Raw genomic sequence first — 17,544 nt, 5'->3', positions numbered from 1 at the left:
GCCCTTGTTCTAGTGTCGGATCATGACGCCCTTTGACCGCCCGCCGATCGGGATGAATCTCGCGCGCACCGCCAAGCTGGTTGCGCAGGCTTTCGACGCTGCCTTGGTCGAGGCAGGCGGCACGCTGCCGGTCTGGGTCACGTTGCTGTCGGTCAAGTCGCGGGAGCTGGCCAATCAACGCGAGCTCGCCGGCATGATCGGCATCCGGGGCGCAACGCTGACCCACCACCTCAACGCCATGGAGACGCAAGGCCTGCTGATGCGCCGCCGCGATCCGGAGAACCGCCGGGTTCACCAGGTGGAGCTGACCCAAGCCGGAGAAGCGCTGTTCCTGCAATTGCGCACCGCCGCGTTAGCCTTCGACAAGCGGCTGCGGAAAGGACTGTCCGACGACAGGCTGGCAGAGTTTGCACAGGTGCTGGCCGCGTTGCGGGCCAATGTCAGTTGATACCGATTGGACCGCAACCCTTGTTCCAAGCCGTCTGCAATGTTATATGACCATGGTAGTCATATGCGAGGGTGGCAACATGCGCGAAATTCAGTTGAAAGACGCCAAGGCGACGCTTTCGGCAGTCGTCGATCAGGCAGTTGCAGGAGAGCCTGCCATTATCACACGCCACGGTCGGAAGCAGGCCGTCATCCTGTCGTTCGAAGATTATCAGCGGCTGTCTCGGGTGCCGAGCTTCGGGCGGCTGCTGGCGGCTTTTCCCGGGGACAAGGACGACATTCCGCCTCGTTCCCGTAAGCCAGCTCGCAAGGTTGCGTTGTAGCGCGGCGACCAGCCCTGATGTTTCTGCTGGACACCAACATCATCTCGGCAATGGCTCCAGCCAGGAAGGTTGATCGGGCGGCGCTGATGGCATGGCTCGATATGGCGAGCGAATACCTGTTCCTATCCGTTGTGACTGCGTCCGAAATCGCGGCGGGGATAGCGAAGGCGGAGCGCGACGGCGCGACCACAAAGGCCGCGCTGCTACGCGACTGGTGGCAGGCAGTCGAGCACCTTTACGGGGCAAGGATTCTGCCCTTCGATTTGCGAGCCGCGCATGCCGCGGGTTCTATTCTTGATCGCGCAAGGGCTCATCGGCCGGGATTTGAAGATATAGCGATTGCTGCTACGGCCGAGGTTCACGGCCTGGTGATACTGACGGATAACGAGCGTCATTTCGCACCACTTGGGGTGCCGATGCTCAATCCGCTGAGAAACCTGCCGCCATTGCAGTAGTTCCGACTTTCCTACGCCCGGCAGCCCTGCAGCACCGTCAGCCTGGCCTTCTTGGGCGTTCGCGCCACCAGCCATTCGCGCACGCTGTCCGGCGGCATCGGGAAAGCGATGGAATAGCCTTGCACCTGGTCGCAGCCGATCGCCATCAGCGAGTCGAGCTCGGCTTCGGTTTCGGCGCCCTCGGCAACGATCGAGATGCCGAGACCGCGGGCGAGCTCGGTGAGGGCACGCACGATCTTGGTGTTGCCGCTGTTCTCGTTGATGTTCTGGACGAACCGGCGGTCGATCTTCAGCCGATCGATCTCGTTTGGATTGACATGGCTGAGCGATGCGTAGCCGGTGCCAAAATCATCGAGCTCGAGATGGATACCGGCGGCGCGAATGTGCCGCAGCTTTGCCGCGATACCGGTCTTCTCGTCGTCGAGGATGACGGATTCGACGATCTCCAGCGACAGTTTGTGCGCTGGCAGGCCAGCCCTCTCCAGCATGTCGAACAGGAAGACTTCGAAATCTGTCTCGCGCAGCTCCGAGCCGGATACATTGACGGCGATCCGTCCGAAGGCGATGCCTGCGCGGTTCCATTCGGCTGCTTCGTCGATCGCCTTGGCGATGACGATGCGGCCGATCTCGGGCATGAGACCGCATTTTTCCGCGATCGGAATGAACTCGCCCGGCGCGATCATGCCGCGCTCGGCATGTCTCCAGCGAACCAGAGCCTCGATGCCGCTGATGGCGCCGTCCGACAGCGAGACTTGCGGCTGGAAATAGACTTCGAACGCCTTCTCCGAGATAGCGGTCCTGATATCGAGCTCGAGCTGCTTGCGATAATCGAGTTCGTGCCTCAGCTCCTCGGAGAAGAACGACAAGCTGCCGCCGCCCTGCTTCTTGGCGGAATACAGCGCCAGATCGGCATGGACGAGCAGATCCTGCGCATTGTCGGCGTCGACAGGGTAGACCGCAATCCCGGCACTTACGCCCGGATGGATTGTCGTGCCTCGAAAGACGATCGGCTTGTTGAGCTTGGTCAGGATGCGCCGGGCGACGGTATCGATGTCCTCGGTGCTGCCGGCACCGTTGAGAATCATGACGAATTCATCGCCGCCGAGCCGCACGTTGAGATCCGACGTACGGCACGAATCACGCATGCGCTGCGCAGCCGCCACCAGCCATAATCGCCGGCGGCGTGGCCGAACGTGTCGTTGATCTGCTTGAACCGGTCGAGATCGAACTGCACCACGGCAACCCGTTCACGCCGTCGCCGCGCGGCATTGATCAGCGTATCGAAATGCTCGGTCAAAAAGGTGCGGTTGTGCAGGCCGGTCAGCCCGTCATGCACGGCGATAAAGGCCATGGAATTGCGCGCATCGACCAGCTCGCGCGTCCTGCGCAGGATGGCATTCGACATTGGCCCGAAAATGAAAAGCGCCACCAGCACGATGACGCCGATGGTCGAGTAGAACAATGTGCGGTTAAGATCGAGAAGTGTTTCGGATCGCTGGTCTGCAAAGGCACTGATGCGCTGGCCAAGTGCGGCATAGCCCGACAATGTTGCGTTGGCAACGGAAGCGTTCAGGTTGACGCGCTCCTCTCCGCCTTTGTAGCCACCATTGCCGGCCATGTTGAGCCGCGATTCGAATGACGAGATCAGGCGTTCGCCGTTGGCGATAAGCCCGACCGAGAAATAGTCGAGATGGTACGGCTTGGCGAAAAGTACGCTCTCGATCGATCTCGGATCGAACCTTGCCGGCGACGCCGGATCGGCGGCGGTCCGTTCGAGCAGCAGATCGTAGTTCTCCTCGAACTCCACCGTCGCTTGCTTGAGCGCGCTAACCAGGGCCGGCTGCTGGTCGCGTGAGGCGGTACCGGTCGCGCCGGCAAGGAAGACGATGCGCTGCGATAGGGCTTTTTGTGTGCTGACCACATCGAGCAGTGCCTGGTTGTGCTGCTGGGCCGCCATCATCTGCTGCAGCAGGATGAAGGAGGCCACGACCATGGCGGCGATGATCAGCAGAGCCAGCCAGTAGCCGGATTTGATCAGGAGTATGAGCCTGCCCGAAACGGCGTGCACCGGCTGCTGTGACATTTTCTGAGGCGGCCCTCTCGCCAACGAATTCTTGTGCGACAACCTTTGGCTTCAAAGTGTTAACAGGTTTGGGACGTCAGCATGCCGGCGGCGGCGACCGTGGCGGGAAACCCGCAAAGTGGTTATTGCAATCTTTCGCGGCGCCTCCGCATTTGAACATCGTAGCCTCTGCCGTGCCATTGCCGCCACCGAAGCGGTCGCTTTTGCGATGGATTTTTCGTCCGCGCGGCGCGACAGTCCTCATCGATCTCAACAGGGCCTGATCATGACCGAAGCATTCCTTTCCCACATCGACAGCGAGCTTGAAGGACTGAAATCGGCCGGCCTTTACAAATCCGAACGGGTGATAACCTCGACCCAATCGGCCGAGATCGAGGTCGGCGGCGAGAAGGTGCTGAATTTCTGCGCCAACAATTATCTCGGCCTCGCCGACAGCGCCGAACTGCGCGAGGCGGCCAAGCAGGCGCTCGACCGGTACGGCTACGGCATGGCATCCGTGCGCTTCATCTGCGGCACGCAGGAAGAACACAAGCAGCTCGAGGCGACCATTTCTGACTTCCTCGGCATGGAGGACACCATCCTCTACGGCTCCTGCTTCGACGCCAATGGCGGCCTGTTCGAGACGCTGCTCGGCGAGGAGGATGCGGTCATCTCCGATGCGCTGAACCACGCCTCGATCATCGACGGGGTACGGCTGTCGAAGGCAAAGCGCTTCCGCTACGCCAACAACGACATGGCCGATCTGGAAGCGCGATTGAAAGAGGCGCGCGACTGTCGGTTCCGGCTGATCGCCACCGACGGCGTGTTCTCGATGGATGGCATCATCGCCAATCTGAAAGGCGTCTGCGACCTCGCCGACAAATACGATGCGATGGTCATGGTCGACGACAGCCATGCTGTTGGCTTCGTCGGCAGGAACGGCCGTGGCTCGGCCGAACATTGCGGCGTCGAGGGCAGGGTGGACATCATCACCGGGACGCTCGGCAAGGCATTGGGCGGCGCGTCGGGCGGCTACACATCGGGCAGGAAGCAGGTGGTCGACTGGCTGCGCCAGCGCTCGCGGCCCTATCTGTTCTCCAACACGCTGATGCCGGCGATCGCTGGCGCTTCGATCCGGGTTTTCGAGATGATCCGCAATGGCGATACGTTGCGCCAGCGCCTATATGCCAATGCGGCGCGGTTTCGCTCCGAGATGGGCAAGCTCGGTTTTACTCTGGCCGGCGCCGACCATCCGATCATCCCGGTGATGCTGGGCGACGCGACGCTGGCGCAGGAAGTGGCGGCGCGGATGCTGAAGCGCGGCATCTATGTCATCGGCTTCTCGTTCCCGGTGGTGCCGAAGGGCCAGGCGCGCATCCGCACGCAGATGTCGGCCGCCCATTCCGGCGCCGACATCGAACGCGCGGTTGAGGCGTTCGCCGCAGTCGGTCGCGAACTCGGCGTGATTTCCTGAGCGGCCGGATCAAGAGATTCAAGCGACTAAGGTTCTGGGGACAAAAGAATGTCAAACATGATGAAGGCGCTGGTCAAGGCCAAGGCCGAGCCGGGCATCTGGATGGAAGAAGTGCCGGTGCCGGAAATCGGCCCGAACGACGTGCTGATCAAGATCAGGAAGACCGCGATCTGCGGCACCGACGTCCACATTTATAATTGGGACCAGTGGGCGCAGAAGACCGTGCCGGTGCCGATGGTGACCGGTCACGAGTTTGTCGGCACCGTCGCCGATTTCGGCGCGGCGGTGACCGAGTACAAGATCGGTCAGCGTGTTTCGGGCGAGGGCCATATCGTCTGCGGCCATTGCCGCAACTGCCGGGCGGGCAGGGGGCATCTGTGCCGCAACACGCTCGGCGTCGGCGTCAACCGGCCGGGCGCCTTTGGCGAATACCTTGCGATCCCGCAGCACAATGTCGTGCCCATCCCCGACGATGTGCCGGACGAGATCGCGGCAATTTTCGATCCTTTGGGCAATGCGGTTCACACCGCATTGTCCTTTGATCTCGTCGGCGAGGACGTGCTGGTCACCGGCGCCGGGCCGATCGGCATCATGGGTGCACTGGTGGCGCAGTGCGTTGGCGCGCGAAAAGTGGTCATCACCGACATCAACCCGGTGCGCCTGGCACTGGCGAAAAAGCTCGGCGTCCAGCATGTCGTCGATGCGTCGAAGGAAAAGCTGCGCGACGTGATGCCGGCGCTCGGCATGACCGAGGGTTTTGACGTCGGCCTCGAAATGTCGGGTGCCGCACCTGCCTTCCGCGACATGATCGACACCATGAACAACGGCGGCAAGATCGCCATTCTCGGCATCGCGCCGACCGGCTTCGAGATCGACTGGAACAAGGTCATCTTCAAGATGCTGCATCTGAAAGGCATCTACGGCCGCGAGATGTTCGAGACCTGGTACAAGATGATCGCGCTGGTGCAGGGTCCTCTCGACGTCAGCGGCCTGATCACCCACCGCATCGGCATCGACGACTATATTTCCGGCTTCGAAGCGATGAAGAGCGGCAATTCCGGCAAGGTGGTGATGGACTGGTGACACCACTGTCTTTCCGACACCTGAACCTGGATTGGAACGCTGAGCCCAACGCTCCGAATGTAGAACTAACCGTTGAGGATAAAACGGTTCAGCTTACCTTTCTGTTGGACTCATGGGACTGTGAGGCCAGCAAGGGAGAGACAGGAACCCTTCGTTTCATCGGTTGCAGTCGTTGGCGATGGGACTCCACAAATGATCACGCCTGGTTCTCAGGTAAAGGCCTTTACAGCAAGCAGGCTCCCAAATGGGGCGAGTTCTACGAGGTGATCGGCGATAGCCGGTCAATCAGCGAAAACGATTGGGAAATTCTGGCGCAAGATGGACCTAACTCGCGGCGTTTCCTGTTTTATTTTCGCGACGACACGATCGAAGTTGTTGCTGAACATTGGTTGCTTACTCGATAAATGCCAAGCACTGGCTAGCCCCTTCGTTCAAGACGATTCGACCCCAACCTCGGCTCGTCCCAAACGACTCTCCAGAGCGGCTAATGCTGCCTCAATTGCCGCGCGGTCGCTATTCCTCAGTTTCTCCAGCAGCTCCCGCTCGAACTCCTTCGCCAGCGGCACCATTTCGCGATAGGCGGCAAGCCCCGCTTTGGTCAGCGTCAGATGCTCGACGCGACGGTCTTTCTCGTCTGGCGTGCGGGTCAGCCAGCGGCGCCGCTCAAGCTCGGCCACCGCGCGCGAAACCTTGGTCTTGTGCATGGCCGATTGCTCGCCGAGCGCCGTCGCCGTCATCGTGCCGTGCTGTCCAAGTCCCGCAAGCGTGCGCCATTCGGGCCGGGTCAGGCCGTGGCGGTCCTTGTATATCCTTGAGAATTCGCGGCTGACGGCATCGGCAAGCCGATAGAGCCGGTAAGGCAGGAAGGATTCCAGCTCGAGAATTTCCATGGTTGGCCCTGACTGGGCATGCTGGCGGCTCATGCCGAAATCACCGTTGATGGTTACATTTTCAATGGTTACAAATGAAACCGGTATGGTCAACTCGGAGCATCTTTGCGGATGCGCAAACGATGCTCCGAGACCATGAATTCGGGAGGATTCCATGGCCTATTCCTACATGCCGGGTTTCGGCAACGACTTCGAGACCGAGACTCTGCCGGGCTCGCTGCCGCAAGGGCGAAACTCGCCGCAGCGGCCGGCCTACGGCCTCTATGCCGAGCAGCTTTCGGGCTCTCCTTTCACCGCGCCGCGCGGCACCAATGAGCGCTCCTGGCTTTATCGGATAAGGCCGAGCGTCAGGCACACCGGTCGCTTCAAAGCGGCGAATTATCCGCTTTGGAAAAGCGCGCCGAACGTCGGCGACCATCAGCTCGCACTCGGCCAGTATCGCTGGAGCCCCGTGCCGATGCCGAAGGAACCGACCGATTTCATCGCCGGCATGCGCTCGATCACCACCGCCGGCGACGTGCTCGGCCAGACCGGCATGGCGGCACACGTCTATGTCGCCAATCGCTCGATGGTCGACGATCATTTCTTCAACGCCGACGGCGAGTTGCTGGTCGTGCCCCAGGTTGGAGCCTTGCGCTTCGTCACCGAGATGGGTGTTATCGAACTCAGGCCGGGCGAGATTGCCGTGCTGCCGCGCGGCCTGGTGTTCAAGGTCGAACTGGTCGATCCGCAAGTGCGCGGCTATGTCTGCGAAAATTACGGCGCCAAGCTGACGCTGCCGGATCGCGGCCCGATCGGCGCCAATTGCCTGGCCAATCCGCGCGATTTCAAGACGCCCTGCGCCTGGTTCGAGGACAAGGACACGCCCTGTCGGCTGATCGCGAAATGGTGTGGCCAGTTCCATGTCACCGAAATCGACCATTCGCCGCTGGATGTGGTGGCGTGGCACGGCAATTATTCGCCCTACAAATATGATCTTGCGACCTTTTCGCCGGTCGGTGCGATCCTGTTCGACCACCCCGATCCGTCGATCTTCACCGTGCTGACCGCGCCGAGCGGCGAGGAAGGCACCGCCAATATCGATTTCGTCATCTTCCCGCCGCGCTGGCTTGTGGCGGAAAACACTTTCCGCCCGCCCTGGTATCACCGCAACATCATGAGCGAGTTCATGGGCCTGATTCATGGTCAGTACGATGCCAAGGAAGAGGGCTTCGTGCCCGGCGGCATCAGCCTGCACAACATGATGCTGGCTCACGGACCCGATGCGTCTGGCTTCGAAAAAGCCTCGCGAGCGGAGCTGAAACCGGTCAAGCTCGACAACACCATGGCCTTCATGTTCGAGACGCGCTTTCCGCAGATGGTGACCCGCTATGGCGCCGAGCTCGAAACCCGGCAGGACAACTACATCGACTGCTGGGCCGGCCTGAAGAAGCGCTTCAACGGCACGCCAGAGGGCGACTGGTCTTGAGCGCCGTCGTATGACGGATCGTCTGGTGCTTCTGGGTTCGAAGGGTGGCCCGGCGCTGCGGCCGGGCGGCCCGTGGCCGAGTTCGTCGCTGCTGGAGATTGGCGGCCGCACCATCGTCGTCGATTGCGGGCTGGGCGTAACGCGCGGGCTGACCGATGCCGGCATCAGCCTGAAGGCGCTCGACCTGATCTTCATCACGCATTTGCACTCCGACCATGTTCTGGAACTCGGACCTCTCATCCACACCGCCTAGACCGCCGGCCTGGCGGCGCCCGTCACTTTGTTCGGCCCGCCCGGCATCGGCCATTATTGGCAGCGCTTTTGCCAGGCAATGGAATTCGATATCGAGATCCGCATCGCCGATGAAGGCAGGCCGGATCTCCGCGACCAGGTTTCGATCGTCGAATTTGGTGAAGGCCAGGTGGCCGAAGAGCGCGGTCTCAAAATATCGGCGCTGCGCGTCGACCACCCGCCGGTGACGGATTGCTTTGCGCTGCGCTTCGATCATGCGGGGCAAGGCGTCGTCTTTTCGTCGGATACGGCCTTCTTTCCGCCATTGGCGGATTTCGCCGAGGGCGCCGACGTCCTGGTCCACGAGGCCATGCTGGAAAAGGGTATCGAGCGGCTGGTCGCGAAGACCGGCAACGGCGCAAGGCTGAGGGAACACCTGCTTGCCAGCCACAGCTTTGCCGAGGAAGCGGGCCGCATCGCCAGCGAGGCAGGCGTCAAAAGACTGGTCCTCAACCACCTCATTCCCGCCGACGATCCCGAGATCGGCGAGGCCGACTGGATTGCCGCGGTCAGGAAAACATGGGCCGGCGACTTGACGATCGCCCGCGACGGCCTTGTTGTGGAATTAAGCAGCGCCAAAGCTGCGCCAGGAGAGGAAACCGCATGAAGCTTGCCACATTGAAGGACGGGACGCGCGATGGAAAGCTCGTCGTCGTCTCGCGCGACCTGACGCGGTTTACCGATGCTTCGTTCCTGGTGCGCACGCTGCAGGCCGCGCTCGACGACTGGCATCGCATCGCCCCGCATCTCGCTGCCATGGCGGAATCGTTGGAAAACAATGCGGTACCGTCCGCGCGCTTTCACGAGCACGACGCCCATTCGCCGCTGCCGCGCGCCTACCAATGGGCCGACGGCTCGGCCTATGTGAACCATGTCGAGCTGGTGCGAAAGGCGCGCGGTGCCGAGATGCCGGCAAGCTTCTGGACCGATCCGCTGATCTACCAGGGCGGCTCGGACGCTTTCCTCGCACCGCGCGACCCGATCCGCATGGTCGACGACACCCTTGGCATCGACATGGAAGGAGAGGTCGCCGTCATCGTCGACGATGTGCCGATGGGCGCAAGCCTCGATGAGGCGCGGGCGGCGATCCGGCTGGTCATGCTGGTCAACGATGTAACGCTGCGCGGCCTGACCGGACCCGAGCTCGCCAAGGGGTTCGGCTTCTACCAGTCGAAACCGTCATCTGCCTTTTCGCCGGTTGCGGTGACGCCGGACGAGCTGGGCGATGCCTGGGACGGCGGCAAGGTCAGCCTGCCGCTGCTGGTCGATCTCAACGGCAAGCCGTTCGGCCGGGCGAACGCCGGCATCGACATGACCTTCGACTTTCCGGCGCTGATTGTTCACGCCGCAAAAACGCGGCCGCTGGCCACCGGCACCATCGTCGGTTCGGGCACCGTCTCCAACAAGCTCGACGGCGGGCCGGGCAAGCCTGTCTCGGCGGGCGGCGCCGGCTATTCCTGCGTCGCCGAGCTGCGTATGATCGAGACCATCGAAACCGGCGAACCGAAAACGCCGTTCCTGCGCTTTGGCGATAGCGTGCGCATCGAGATGAAGGACAGGGGTGGGCATTCGATCTTCGGCGCCATCGAGCAGAGGGTCGAGAAGTACGAGGGGGCAAGAGAATGACGGGCGAGACATTCTATCTGCTGTGCGGTGTCTGGGCCCTTGTCATGCTGGCGATCTTCATCCTGGCGATCCGCCTGAGCTATCGCATCGAGGCGCGCTCGCCAGGCCTGACCAACCGCAGCGGCTTTCCGCGCAAGGCGATGATGTTTCACACCGTCACCAACACGAATGTCGCGCTGGACCAGGAAACGCAAGCCATGCGGCGGCACATGATCGGGCTGCTGCTGATTGTTTTGGCTGGGTTTGCGCTTCTATGGGCGGGTGTGTCGCTATTCCGGGTCGCGCCGTGAAGTCATGGACCTGCTGAACCATTTTCGGCGCATGGCAGCCAACAATCTGTGGTCGAACGACCGGCTCTACCGCGCCGTGCTGCAGTTTGAGCCCGGCGAATTCGAAGCCGAACGGACGAGCTTCTTTCCGTCGATCAAGGCAACGCTCAATCACATCCTGGCGGTCGATCACCTCTATCTCGATTTTCTCGAAGAGGGCGGCGTCGGCGCCGCCGCCCATGACGATTTTGTGCCGTTCAATGATGCCAAGGCGCTTTTTGTTGCACAGGCGGAGGCCGACCGGCGGCTGATCGCCTTTTGCGACCGCCTGTCGGCGGACGATCTCGAGCGCCGCGTCGTCACCGATCGGCGCGAGGACGGCATGGTACCGGAACGGATCGGCGACCTGCTCGCCCATCTCTTCATCCACGACATCCATCATCGCGGCCAGGTGCACGCGATGCTATCCGGCACCTCGGTGAAACCGCCGCAACTCGACGAGTTCTTGCTCGGCTATGATCTGAAACTCAGGAAAGCGGAGGTTGAGCGGTTGGGCTTGCGAGACCAACTGCTTGGATAATCATGCCAAAGCCACATCGTAACGAGCGAAATGCGGGTCGGATGTCAGGATGGTGAGGTTCTCCACTTGCGCCTGCGCAATCAGAAGTCTGTCGAACGGATCACCATGGTGGTGGGGTAGGCCGCCGACGGCGTTCGCGTGCTGGAAGGTTACGGCGAGCGGCTGAAATTGCATCCTTGGAAGCAGCGCTGGCAGATCGTCCGGCGCATTAAGTTTTCTGATCGAACGTTTGATGGCAATTTCCCAGACGCTTGCCGCGCTCGCGAACACCACCGCTTCCGAAGCCAGAATGACGCGGTGGTGCTCGCTAAGACGTCGATCGTCCGAAATCGACCAGAGGATGATGTGTGTGTCGGCGAGAAACGGGCCGACCGTCATTTCACGTACTCATCCCACTCGGGACCGAGTTCATCAAAATCGTCCGCAATCCAGATCTTGCCCTTCAACGCGCCTATACGCGGCAGGGGTTCGGCCACTGCCGGAGGTACGATACGCGCCGCCGCCTTGCCGTGGCGTGTGAGCACGATCTCCTCGCCGGCTTCCGCGCGGCTGACGAGTTCCGACAATTTGGCCTTGGCTTCGGCAATTGAAACATTCATGGTCAGACCTCTTATGACCAGAATTTAGGTCATAATTGATCAAACCACAAGGCACCTCGGCCGAGTTGGCTACGCTGCCTTGCCGTCCACCTTCAGCACGCCGCGCTTGATCTGGTCCTGCTCGATCGATTCGAACAAGGCGCGGAAATTGCCCTCGCCAAAGCCTTCGTCGCCCTTCCTCTGGATGAACTCGAAGAAGATCGGGCCGATCACTGTCCTGGAAAAGATCTGCAGCAGGATCTTGGTCGTGCCGCCGTCGACGACGCCTTCGCCGTCGATCAGGATACCGTGCTTCTTCATGCGCTCGATCGGCTCTTCATGGCCGTTCACGCGGGCATAAGACATGTCGTAATAGGTCTCCGGCGGGCCCGGCATGAACTTCAGGCCGTTGGCGGCGAGCCTGTCGGTGCCGCCGTAGATGTCGTCGGTGCCGACGGCGATGTGCTGGATGCCCTCGCCATTATACTTCTTCAGATATTCGGCGATCTGGCTGGTCTCGTCCTTGGACTCGTTCAGCGGAATGCGGATCTTGCCGCAGGGCGAGGTGATGGCGCGGCTGACCAGGCCGGTGATCTTGCCGTCGATGTCGAAGAAATGGATCTGCTTGAAGCCGAACAGGTCTCGGTAGAAATCCCACCATTTGTCCATCTGGCCGCGATAGACATTGTGGGTCAGGTGGTCGAGATAATAGAAGCCGACGCCTTCCGGCCTGGGGTCGCGCTCGCCCAGCCAGTCGAACTCGGCGTCGTAAGCCGAGCCCTTCTCGCCGTAGGTTTCGATGAAATAGAGCAGCGATCCGCCGATACCGACGATCGCCGGCACGTCGAGCGTCTTGTCGTTGCCTTCATAGGGCGTCGCGCCCTTGGCCACCGCGTGATCGAAGGCATGCCTTGCATCGACCACCCGCCACGCCATCGAGGCGGCGCAAGGGCCGTGCTTGTCGACGAATTTCATGGCATGCGAGCCGGGTTCGGCATTGACGACATAGTTGATGTCGCCCTGCCGCCAGACGGTGATGTCCTTGCCGCGGTGCTTGGCCACCGGCACATAGCCCATGCGGGTGAACAGTTCGGCGAGCTTTTCCGGCTCGGCATGCGCGAATTCGACGAACTCGAAGCCGTCGGTGCCGGCGGGATTGGTTTTGCTGATCTTGGCGGGCGGTGCGTCGTGCGGGAAGGGACCCATGGCATTGCTCCGAAATCTGGAACTGGCCGCGTCGGCCATCTGGACGCAATTATAGCGCGGAGCGAGTGCAAATTGCTTGCATTCAAACGCTTGAAATGGTCTGATCATGCGCGAGTTGTGCACTGCGGACCCGAAATTCATGGATGAGGCGCGCATCGACCAGTTTGACCGCAAGATAATGGCTCTATTGCAGGGCGATGCACGGCTGACCAACAACGATCTGTCGGAACGGGTGAACCTGTCCGCGTCGCAGTGCTCGCGTCGTCGCCAGCGGCTGGAGGAGGACGGCTATATCAAGGGTTACCGGGCGGTGCTCGACCGCGACAAGCTCGGTTTTTCCCTGGTCAACGTCATTTCGGTGACGCTCGCCACCCACAACCGCGACAATGCGCGGCGTTTCGGCGAATTGGTGGCGCGGCTGCCGCAAGTGCAGGAAGCGCACGCGCTGACCGGCGAGATGGACTACATATTGAAAGTCGTGACGCCCGATCTCAAATCATTGTCGGAGTTCGTCAACGGCGTGCTGCTGCCGCACGAATCGGTGCAGCACGTGAAGACGGCGATCGTGCTTGAGACATTGAAGGAAACCGGCGCGCTGCCGATTTAGCCCAGACGGCTTTTCGTTAGATATGGCGGAGGGACAGCACCCAGGACAGCACCCCCCTCTGGCCTGCCGGCCATCTCCCCCTCAAGTGGGGAGATTGGCAGCTCTGACCTCGCTGCCCACTCCGCAACGCTGAAAATTGGCGAAAGCCAACGCGACATCCAATCTCCCCACTTGAGGGGGAGATGTCCGGCAGGACAGAGGGGGGTGTGAAGGATCGCCACAGTGCGGAACTTGACTTCTTCCGCTCGGAACGTGAGGCCGTTCACCCCTTCGACTGCTTGATCAGCCCATAGAGATTGGTGCAGCGGGCGCCGGAGCGGCAATAGGCGAAGACCGGGCCTTCGAGTTCGTCAAGCGCCTCGGCCTGGTCCTCGACATCCTCGGCCGTGATCTGGCCGCTGATGACAGGGATGTAGCGGAAGGCGAGCCCGGCGCCCTCGACCGCCGCTTTGACGGTGTCGGCCGATGGCTGGCCGGGCTGCTCGTCGTCGGGCCGGTTGCAGATCACGCTCTTGAAGCCGGCGGCCTTGATGGTCGCGACATCTTCGGGCTGGATCTGGCCGGAGACCGAATAGTCCTCGCTGATCTGGCGGTATTCCATGGCTGGGGTCCTCACAATCTGGCTAGCGGCAGTCTTGCCACTCCCGGACCCGGTCGGCAACCGCCATTAGATAGAAATCCGGCCGGGCGATTTCAGCCCGACCGGATGGAGTGACTAGACAGCTCAACTGCCGAGGATCGCGCCTTTGATCTGGGCGATGTTGTTGTGCATCAGGTCGATATAGGTCGCGGCCGGGCCGTCGGGCTGCGACAACGCATCGGAATAGAGCGTGCCGCCCACCTTGATGCCGGTCTCGCTGGCGATCTGCTCGATCAGCCGCGGGTTGGTGATGTTCTCGACGAAGATCGCCGCCGCCTTGTCCTGCTTCACCTGGCTGACCAGCTTGGCGACGTCGGCGGCGGAGGGCTCCGACTCGGTCGACACGCCTTCCGGGGCCAGGAACGTCAAGCCGTAGGCCTGCTCGAAATAGCCGAAGGCGTCATGCGAGGTGATGACGACGCGCTTCTCCTGCGGGATCGACTGGATCGCCGCCTGCACTTCGTCCTCAACCGCCTCGAGCTTTTGCGTATAGGCGGCTGCATTGGCCTTGTAGCTGTCGCAACCCGCAGCGTCGGCCGTGCAAAAGGCGTCGGCGATGTTCTTCACATAGATCTTGGCATTGGCGATCGACTGGAAGGCATGCGGATCGGTGACCGTCTTGCCGCCATCGGTTTCCGCGCCTTCGGCGGCGTCGGCCTCGGCGAATTCGGGTTTGAAATTGATCGGCGTGACCCCCTTGGTCAGCACGGCAATCGAAGCCTTGGTGGCGCTGGCGTCGACCAGGCGCTGCAGAAAACCTTCGAAATGCAGGCCGTTGACCAGCACGATGTCGGCCTTGGCCATCGCCACAGCATCGGCGGGGCTCGGCTCGTAGACGTGGGCGTCGCCGTCAGGCCCGACGATGGTGGTCAGATCGATGCGGTCGCCGCCGACATTCTTGGCGAAATCGGCGATGATCGTGAAGCTGGCGACCACCTTCAAAGGCTCAGCGAAGGCCGAAGATGCGCCAAAGGCGGTTAATGTTATAACGCTCACGGCCAAAGCGGCGCGGATCGATTTCAGCATGGACAGTTTCTCCTTGTTGGGATCAGGCAGTTCTGTGGCGGTGATGGACGATGCGGGCGCGCAGGATGCCGCGCGTGCCGAACAGGATCGAGGCGAAATAGACGACCCCTGCGGACAGGATGATGGCCGGGCCGGAGGGCAATGATGCATGGTAGGACAACAGCAGCCCGGCAATGCAGGAGGCAAAGCCGATTACTGTGGCCAGCACGCACATCGGCTCGACGCGCGAGGTCCAGAAGCGGGCCGCCGCTGCCGGCAGCATCATCAGCCCGACCGACAGCAAGGTGCCGAGTGCCTGGAAGCCGCCGACGAGGTTGAGCACGACGAGGCCGAGAAAGATGAAATGCACCGGGCTGCCCATCCGGCTGACCGAGCGCAGGAACAAAGGGTCGAGGCATTCGGCGACCAGCGCCCGCCAGAAGGTGGCGAGGCTGACCAGCGTCACCACGACGATGCCGCCGATCAGCGTCAGCGCCTCGTTGTTGAGCGCCAGCACGGTGCCGAACAGCACATGCATGAGATCGACGCTGGAGCCGCGGATCGACACCATGAGCACGCCGATGGCCAGCGAAATCAGGTAGAAGGCCGCCATCGAGGCGTCCTCGCGCTGGATGGTGAAGCGCGAGACGGCGCCGGCGCCGAGCGCCACGATGATGCCGGCGATCAGTCCGCCGATCGTCATCGGCAGGATCTCCAGGCCATAGAACAGGAAGCCGGCGGCGGCACCCGGCAGGATGGCATGCGCCATGGCATCGCCGGACAGGCTCATGCGCCGCAGCATCAGGAACACGCCGACCGGGCAGGCGCCGAGCGACAGCATCATCGAACCGGCAAGCGCCCGCTGCATGAAGGCGTAGTCGGCGAAAGGAGCGACGAACAGACCGTAAAGCACCTCCATCATGCTGCCCTCGGCCCGGAGCCGTGATAGTGCTCGTGGTCATGGCTGTGCTCGTGGCCACCGTGCTCGTGATCATGCTCGCCGGGCTCACACCATGGCGCGTTGTCCTCCCAGGCTTCGTGGAAGCGGCGCGCGCGCAACAGATTCTCAGGCCGCAGCGTCTCTTTGGTCTCGCCCCAGGCGATCGGCTGGCGCGCCAGGAGCAGTGTTTCGGGGAAATTCTGCCGCACCAGATCGAGATCGTGGACCACAACCATGATCGTGCGTTCCTCGCCGTGCCAGCGCTTGATCAGCGCGATCAGGTCGCCGACCGTCTTGGCATCGACGGCGTTGAACGGCTCGTCGAGCAGGATGAGCTCGGCATCCTGCAACAGCACGCGGGCAAACAGCGTGCGCTGCAGCTGGCCGCCCGACAATGTGTCGATCGGCCGCTTCTCGAAACCGCCTAGGCCGACGGCCATCAGCGCCTTGCTGACCGAGTCGCGGTCTTCCCTTGTATAGCGGCCGAGCATGCCGCGCCGCGGCCACAGGCCAAGCGAAACCAGGTCGACGACCCGGGCCGGAAAGGAGCGGTCGAGCTCCGATTGCTGCGGCAGATAGGCGGCGCGTACGCCGGGCGCCCGGATCACCGTGCCGGCCATCGGCTTCAGGACGCCGACGATGCCCTTCATCAGCGTTGATTTGCCGGAGCCGTTGGCGCCGACGACCGCCGTCAACGACCCCTTGCGGATCGTACCATCGAGGTGGTGGACCGCAGGATGGCTGTTGTAGCCCAGCGTCAGGTCGCGGAAGGTCAGGCAGGTTTGGCTCATGTGACGATCCATGGGGCGACGATCGGTGCTGCAGGGGCGGATTCGATATGTGATGTTATTACATTAGTCAACAAGCCAATCGGGCGGAATTGCGGCCGGGCCGTCATGTTGTCTGCTTTGGCTTGGCTCAAGCGGTTCCGCTCGAGCGGCCTTGCCCGAAACGTATCCCGATCCTAAACAGGCGCAGCCGACAAGAGAAAGCCGGACAAGAGAAGGAATATCCAATGAGCATTCGTCGCATCGATGTGGGCCCGCGCATGAGCCAGATCGTCATCCACGGCAACACCGTCTATCTGGCCGGTCAGGTCGGCAAGCCGGGCGGAAACGTCGGCGCCCAGACCAGGGACATTCTGGCGGCTATCGACGAATTGCTGGCCAAGGCCGGCACCGACAAAACCAAGATCCTGCAGGCGATCATCTGGCTGGCCGACATGAGCACCTTTGCCGAGATGAACGCGGAGTGGGACAAATGGGTACCGCAAGGCAACACGCCGGCCCGCGCCACTGGCGAAGCGAAACTTGCCGGACCGGAATATCTGGTCGAGATTATTGTTACCGGGGCGATTTGAGAGGCGGCTCCTAACCCTCCCCCTCGAGGGGAGGGTCGGCGAGTAGTCGAAGCGAAGCGGAGACTGCGAGACGGGGTGGGGTCGGCGAGGTCGCACCGACCCCACCCCGCGTCACAAAATGCCGCCATGCGGCAATTTGCTCCGCGACCCTCCCCTCAAGGGCAGGGGAATCGCATATGGCGATTTTGGGGTTGAGTTTAGGCTGAGAAAGGATTCTTTGGAGAGGCAGTTGAGCGAAGG

22 protein-coding genes and 1 pseudogene are annotated in these 17,544 nt (G+C 61.9%); 13 read left to right on the top strand and 10 right to left on the bottom strand.

The features are described 5' to 3' along the window. Positions 1 to 22 precede the first annotated feature (22 nt). From NKI39_RS30895 to NKI39_RS30885, 3 genes are all read left to right on the top strand, one after another. Positions 23 to 448, top strand: a complete 426-nt coding sequence (locus tag NKI39_RS30895; protein ID WP_352473629.1) for a MarR family winged helix-turn-helix transcriptional regulator — start codon at positions 23 to 25, stop codon at positions 446 to 448. A 79-nt stretch (positions 449 to 527) separates the two neighbouring features. After that, the gene (locus NKI39_RS30890; RefSeq protein ID WP_352473667.1) at positions 528 to 770 is read left to right on the top strand and encodes a type II toxin-antitoxin system Phd/YefM family antitoxin; all 243 of its coding nucleotides are present in this window, start codon (positions 528 to 530) and stop codon (positions 768 to 770) included. A 17-nt stretch (positions 771 to 787) separates the two neighbouring features. Then, on the top strand, positions 788 to 1,225 hold the full coding sequence (locus NKI39_RS30885; RefSeq protein WP_352473630.1) for a type II toxin-antitoxin system VapC family toxin: 438 nt from the start codon (positions 788 to 790) through the stop codon (positions 1,223 to 1,225). A gap of 11 nt (positions 1,226 to 1,236) precedes the next feature. Here NKI39_RS30885 and NKI39_RS30880 read toward each other — a convergent pair whose 3' ends face one another. Continuing rightward, a complete protein-coding gene (locus NKI39_RS30880; RefSeq protein ID WP_352836572.1) occupies positions 1,237 to 2,370 on the bottom strand; it encodes a putative bifunctional diguanylate cyclase/phosphodiesterase in 1,134 nt (377 codons plus the stop codon). Beyond that, entirely contained in the window at positions 2,307 to 3,308 is a 1,002-nt protein-coding gene (locus tag NKI39_RS30875) for a diguanylate cyclase (RefSeq protein WP_352836569.1), read from the bottom strand. The genes NKI39_RS30880 and NKI39_RS30875 overlap by 64 nt, the downstream gene beginning before the upstream one ends. Positions 3,309 to 3,573: 265 nt before the next feature. Here NKI39_RS30875 and NKI39_RS30870 point away from each other — a divergent pair, with 265 nt between their 5' ends. The 3 genes from NKI39_RS30870 to NKI39_RS30860 are packed head-to-tail and all read left to right on the top strand — an operon-like array spanning position 3,574 to position 6,248. Beyond that, positions 3,574 to 4,761, top strand: coding sequence for a glycine C-acetyltransferase (locus NKI39_RS30870; RefSeq protein ID WP_352836566.1), 1,188 nt, complete (start codon positions 3,574 to 3,576; stop codon positions 4,759 to 4,761). A gap of 48 nt (positions 4,762 to 4,809) precedes the next feature. Then, complete coding sequence (gene tdh, locus NKI39_RS30865; RefSeq protein ID WP_352836563.1) at positions 4,810 to 5,844, top strand: L-threonine 3-dehydrogenase; 1,035 nt, start codon at positions 4,810 to 4,812, stop codon at positions 5,842 to 5,844. After that, a complete protein-coding gene (locus tag NKI39_RS30860; RefSeq protein ID WP_352836560.1) occupies positions 5,841 to 6,248 on the top strand; it encodes a hypothetical protein in 408 nt (135 codons plus the stop codon). The genes tdh and NKI39_RS30860 overlap by 4 nt, the downstream gene beginning before the upstream one ends. Before the next feature lie 27 nt (positions 6,249 to 6,275). Here the strand turns inward: NKI39_RS30860 and NKI39_RS30855 are convergent, their stop codons facing one another. Then, positions 6,276 to 6,734 carry a MarR family winged helix-turn-helix transcriptional regulator gene (locus tag NKI39_RS30855; protein WP_352836585.1) on the bottom strand — a complete coding sequence of 153 codons (459 nt, stop codon included), beginning with the start codon at positions 6,732 to 6,734 and terminating at the stop codon, positions 6,276 to 6,278. Between the two features lie 154 nt (positions 6,735 to 6,888). On the opposite strand from NKI39_RS30855, the gene hmgA reads away from it, so the two are divergent. The 5 genes and pseudogenes from hmgA (at position 6,889) to NKI39_RS30830 (ending at position 10,968) form a co-directional block, all read left to right on the top strand. Beyond that, entirely contained in the window at positions 6,889 to 8,202 is a 1,314-nt protein-coding gene (hmgA, locus tag NKI39_RS30850; RefSeq protein ID WP_352501450.1) for a homogentisate 1,2-dioxygenase, read from the top strand. Between the two features lie 10 nt (positions 8,203 to 8,212). Beyond that, positions 8,213 to 9,100 (top strand): annotated as a pseudogene (locus tag NKI39_RS30845) (MBL fold metallo-hydrolase). Beyond that, positions 9,097 to 10,119: a fumarylacetoacetate hydrolase family protein gene (locus NKI39_RS30840; protein ID WP_352682140.1), complete on the top strand. Its 1,023-nt coding sequence runs from the start codon at positions 9,097 to 9,099 to the stop codon at positions 10,117 to 10,119. Before NKI39_RS30845 ends, NKI39_RS30840 begins: the two are co-directional and overlap by 4 nt. Further along, positions 10,116 to 10,409 carry a hypothetical protein gene (locus tag NKI39_RS30835; protein WP_352617748.1) on the top strand — a complete coding sequence of 98 codons (294 nt, stop codon included), beginning with the start codon at positions 10,116 to 10,118 and terminating at the stop codon, positions 10,407 to 10,409. The genes NKI39_RS30840 and NKI39_RS30835 overlap by 4 nt, the downstream gene beginning before the upstream one ends. Positions 10,410 to 10,413: 4 nt before the next feature. Next, positions 10,414 to 10,968, top strand: a complete 555-nt coding sequence (locus NKI39_RS30830; protein WP_352836557.1) for a DinB family protein — start codon at positions 10,414 to 10,416, stop codon at positions 10,966 to 10,968. On the opposite strand, the gene NKI39_RS30825 is transcribed toward NKI39_RS30830, so the two are convergent. The 3 genes from NKI39_RS30825 to hppD all read right to left on the bottom strand — a co-directional run bounded on the left by NKI39_RS30825 (position 10,969) and on the right by hppD (position 12,752). Beyond that, a complete protein-coding gene (locus NKI39_RS30825; protein ID WP_352542356.1) occupies positions 10,969 to 11,346 on the bottom strand; it encodes a type II toxin-antitoxin system VapC family toxin in 378 nt (125 codons plus the stop codon). Beyond that, complete coding sequence (locus NKI39_RS30820; protein WP_352473643.1) at positions 11,343 to 11,567, bottom strand: type II toxin-antitoxin system Phd/YefM family antitoxin; 225 nt, start codon at positions 11,565 to 11,567, stop codon at positions 11,343 to 11,345. The genes NKI39_RS30825 and NKI39_RS30820 overlap by 4 nt, the downstream gene beginning before the upstream one ends. A 69-nt stretch (positions 11,568 to 11,636) precedes the next feature. Beyond that, complete coding sequence (gene hppD / locus NKI39_RS30815; RefSeq protein WP_352836556.1) at positions 11,637 to 12,752, bottom strand: 4-hydroxyphenylpyruvate dioxygenase; 1,116 nt, start codon at positions 12,750 to 12,752, stop codon at positions 11,637 to 11,639. Between the two features lie 139 nt (positions 12,753 to 12,891). On the opposite strand from hppD, the gene NKI39_RS30810 reads away from it, so the two are divergent. Then, the gene (locus tag NKI39_RS30810) at positions 12,892 to 13,359 is read left to right on the top strand and encodes an Lrp/AsnC family transcriptional regulator (protein WP_023674409.1); all 468 of its coding nucleotides are present in this window, start codon (positions 12,892 to 12,894) and stop codon (positions 13,357 to 13,359) included. Positions 13,360 to 13,621: 262 nt separating this feature from the next. On the opposite strand, the gene NKI39_RS30805 is transcribed toward NKI39_RS30810, so the two are convergent. The 4 genes from NKI39_RS30805 to aztA all read right to left on the bottom strand — a co-directional run bounded on the left by NKI39_RS30805 (position 13,622) and on the right by aztA (position 16,735). Then, positions 13,622 to 13,960 carry a protein tyrosine phosphatase family protein gene (locus NKI39_RS30805; RefSeq protein WP_352836553.1) on the bottom strand — a complete coding sequence of 113 codons (339 nt, stop codon included), beginning with the start codon at positions 13,958 to 13,960 and terminating at the stop codon, positions 13,622 to 13,624. Between the two features lie 123 nt (positions 13,961 to 14,083). Then, a complete protein-coding gene (gene aztC, locus NKI39_RS30800; RefSeq protein WP_352836550.1) occupies positions 14,084 to 15,025 on the bottom strand; it encodes a zinc ABC transporter substrate-binding protein AztC in 942 nt (313 codons plus the stop codon). A gap of 22 nt (positions 15,026 to 15,047) precedes the next feature. Continuing rightward, positions 15,048 to 15,923 carry a zinc ABC transporter permease AztB gene (gene aztB, locus NKI39_RS30795; protein ID WP_352542391.1) on the bottom strand — a complete coding sequence of 292 codons (876 nt, stop codon included), beginning with the start codon at positions 15,921 to 15,923 and terminating at the stop codon, positions 15,048 to 15,050. Next, entirely contained in the window at positions 15,923 to 16,735 is an 813-nt protein-coding gene (aztA, locus tag NKI39_RS30790) for a zinc ABC transporter ATP-binding protein AztA (RefSeq protein ID WP_352836547.1), read from the bottom strand. Before aztA ends, aztB begins: the two co-directional genes overlap by 1 nt. Positions 16,736 to 16,959: 224 nt before the next feature. Between aztA and NKI39_RS30785 the strand changes: the two genes are divergently transcribed. Then, positions 16,960 to 17,304: a RidA family protein gene (locus NKI39_RS30785; protein ID WP_352836545.1), complete on the top strand. Its 345-nt coding sequence runs from the start codon at positions 16,960 to 16,962 to the stop codon at positions 17,302 to 17,304. Positions 17,305 to 17,544: the final 240 nt, after the last annotated feature.

This window comes from Mesorhizobium sp. M0664, assembly GCF_040320565.1.
Taxonomy (GTDB): Bacteria; Pseudomonadota; Alphaproteobacteria; order Rhizobiales; family Rhizobiaceae; genus Mesorhizobium.
This window is presented reverse-complemented; position numbering and strand designations above follow the sequence as displayed.

Coding starts and splice junctions, on each gene's coding strand:
- hmgA (WP_352501450.1), top strand. CDS start 6,889: ATGGCCTATTCCTACATGCCGGGTTTCGGCAACGACTTCGAGACCGAG.
- tdh (WP_352836563.1), top strand. CDS start 4,810: ATGTCAAACATGATGAAGGCGCTGGTCAAGGCCAAGGCCGAGCCGGGC.
- NKI39_RS30880 (WP_352836572.1), bottom strand. CDS start 2,370: ATGCGTGATTCGTGCCGTACGTCGGATCTCAACGTGCGGCTCGGCGGC.
- NKI39_RS30805 (WP_352836553.1), bottom strand. CDS start 13,960: ATGGAATACCGCCAGATCAGCGAGGACTATTCGGTCTCCGGCCAGATC.
- NKI39_RS30835 (WP_352617748.1), top strand. CDS start 10,116: ATGACGGGCGAGACATTCTATCTGCTGTGCGGTGTCTGGGCCCTTGTC.
- hppD (WP_352836556.1), bottom strand. CDS start 12,752: ATGGGTCCCTTCCCGCACGACGCACCGCCCGCCAAGATCAGCAAAACC.
- NKI39_RS30875 (WP_352836569.1), bottom strand. CDS start 3,308: ATGTCACAGCAGCCGGTGCACGCCGTTTCGGGCAGGCTCATACTCCTG.
- NKI39_RS30890 (WP_352473667.1), top strand. CDS start 528: ATGCGCGAAATTCAGTTGAAAGACGCCAAGGCGACGCTTTCGGCAGTC.
- NKI39_RS30810 (WP_023674409.1), top strand. CDS start 12,892: ATGGATGAGGCGCGCATCGACCAGTTTGACCGCAAGATAATGGCTCTA.
- NKI39_RS30820 (WP_352473643.1), bottom strand. CDS start 11,567: ATGAATGTTTCAATTGCCGAAGCCAAGGCCAAATTGTCGGAACTCGTC.
- NKI39_RS30785 (WP_352836545.1), top strand. CDS start 16,960: ATGAGCATTCGTCGCATCGATGTGGGCCCGCGCATGAGCCAGATCGTC.
- NKI39_RS30895 (WP_352473629.1), top strand. CDS start 23: ATGACGCCCTTTGACCGCCCGCCGATCGGGATGAATCTCGCGCGCACC.
- NKI39_RS30825 (WP_352542356.1), bottom strand. CDS start 11,346: ATGACGGTCGGCCCGTTTCTCGCCGACACACACATCATCCTCTGGTCG.
- aztC (WP_352836550.1), bottom strand. CDS start 15,025: ATGCTGAAATCGATCCGCGCCGCTTTGGCCGTGAGCGTTATAACATTA.
- NKI39_RS30830 (WP_352836557.1), top strand. CDS start 10,414: ATGGACCTGCTGAACCATTTTCGGCGCATGGCAGCCAACAATCTGTGG.
- NKI39_RS30840 (WP_352682140.1), top strand. CDS start 9,097: ATGAAGCTTGCCACATTGAAGGACGGGACGCGCGATGGAAAGCTCGTC.
- aztA (WP_352836547.1), bottom strand. CDS start 16,735: ATGAGCCAAACCTGCCTGACCTTCCGCGACCTGACGCTGGGCTACAAC.
- NKI39_RS30885 (WP_352473630.1), top strand. CDS start 788: ATGTTTCTGCTGGACACCAACATCATCTCGGCAATGGCTCCAGCCAGG.
- NKI39_RS30870 (WP_352836566.1), top strand. CDS start 3,574: ATGACCGAAGCATTCCTTTCCCACATCGACAGCGAGCTTGAAGGACTG.
- NKI39_RS30855 (WP_352836585.1), bottom strand. CDS start 6,734: ATGGAAATTCTCGAGCTGGAATCCTTCCTGCCTTACCGGCTCTATCGG.
- aztB (WP_352542391.1), bottom strand. CDS start 15,923: ATGGAGGTGCTTTACGGTCTGTTCGTCGCTCCTTTCGCCGACTACGCC.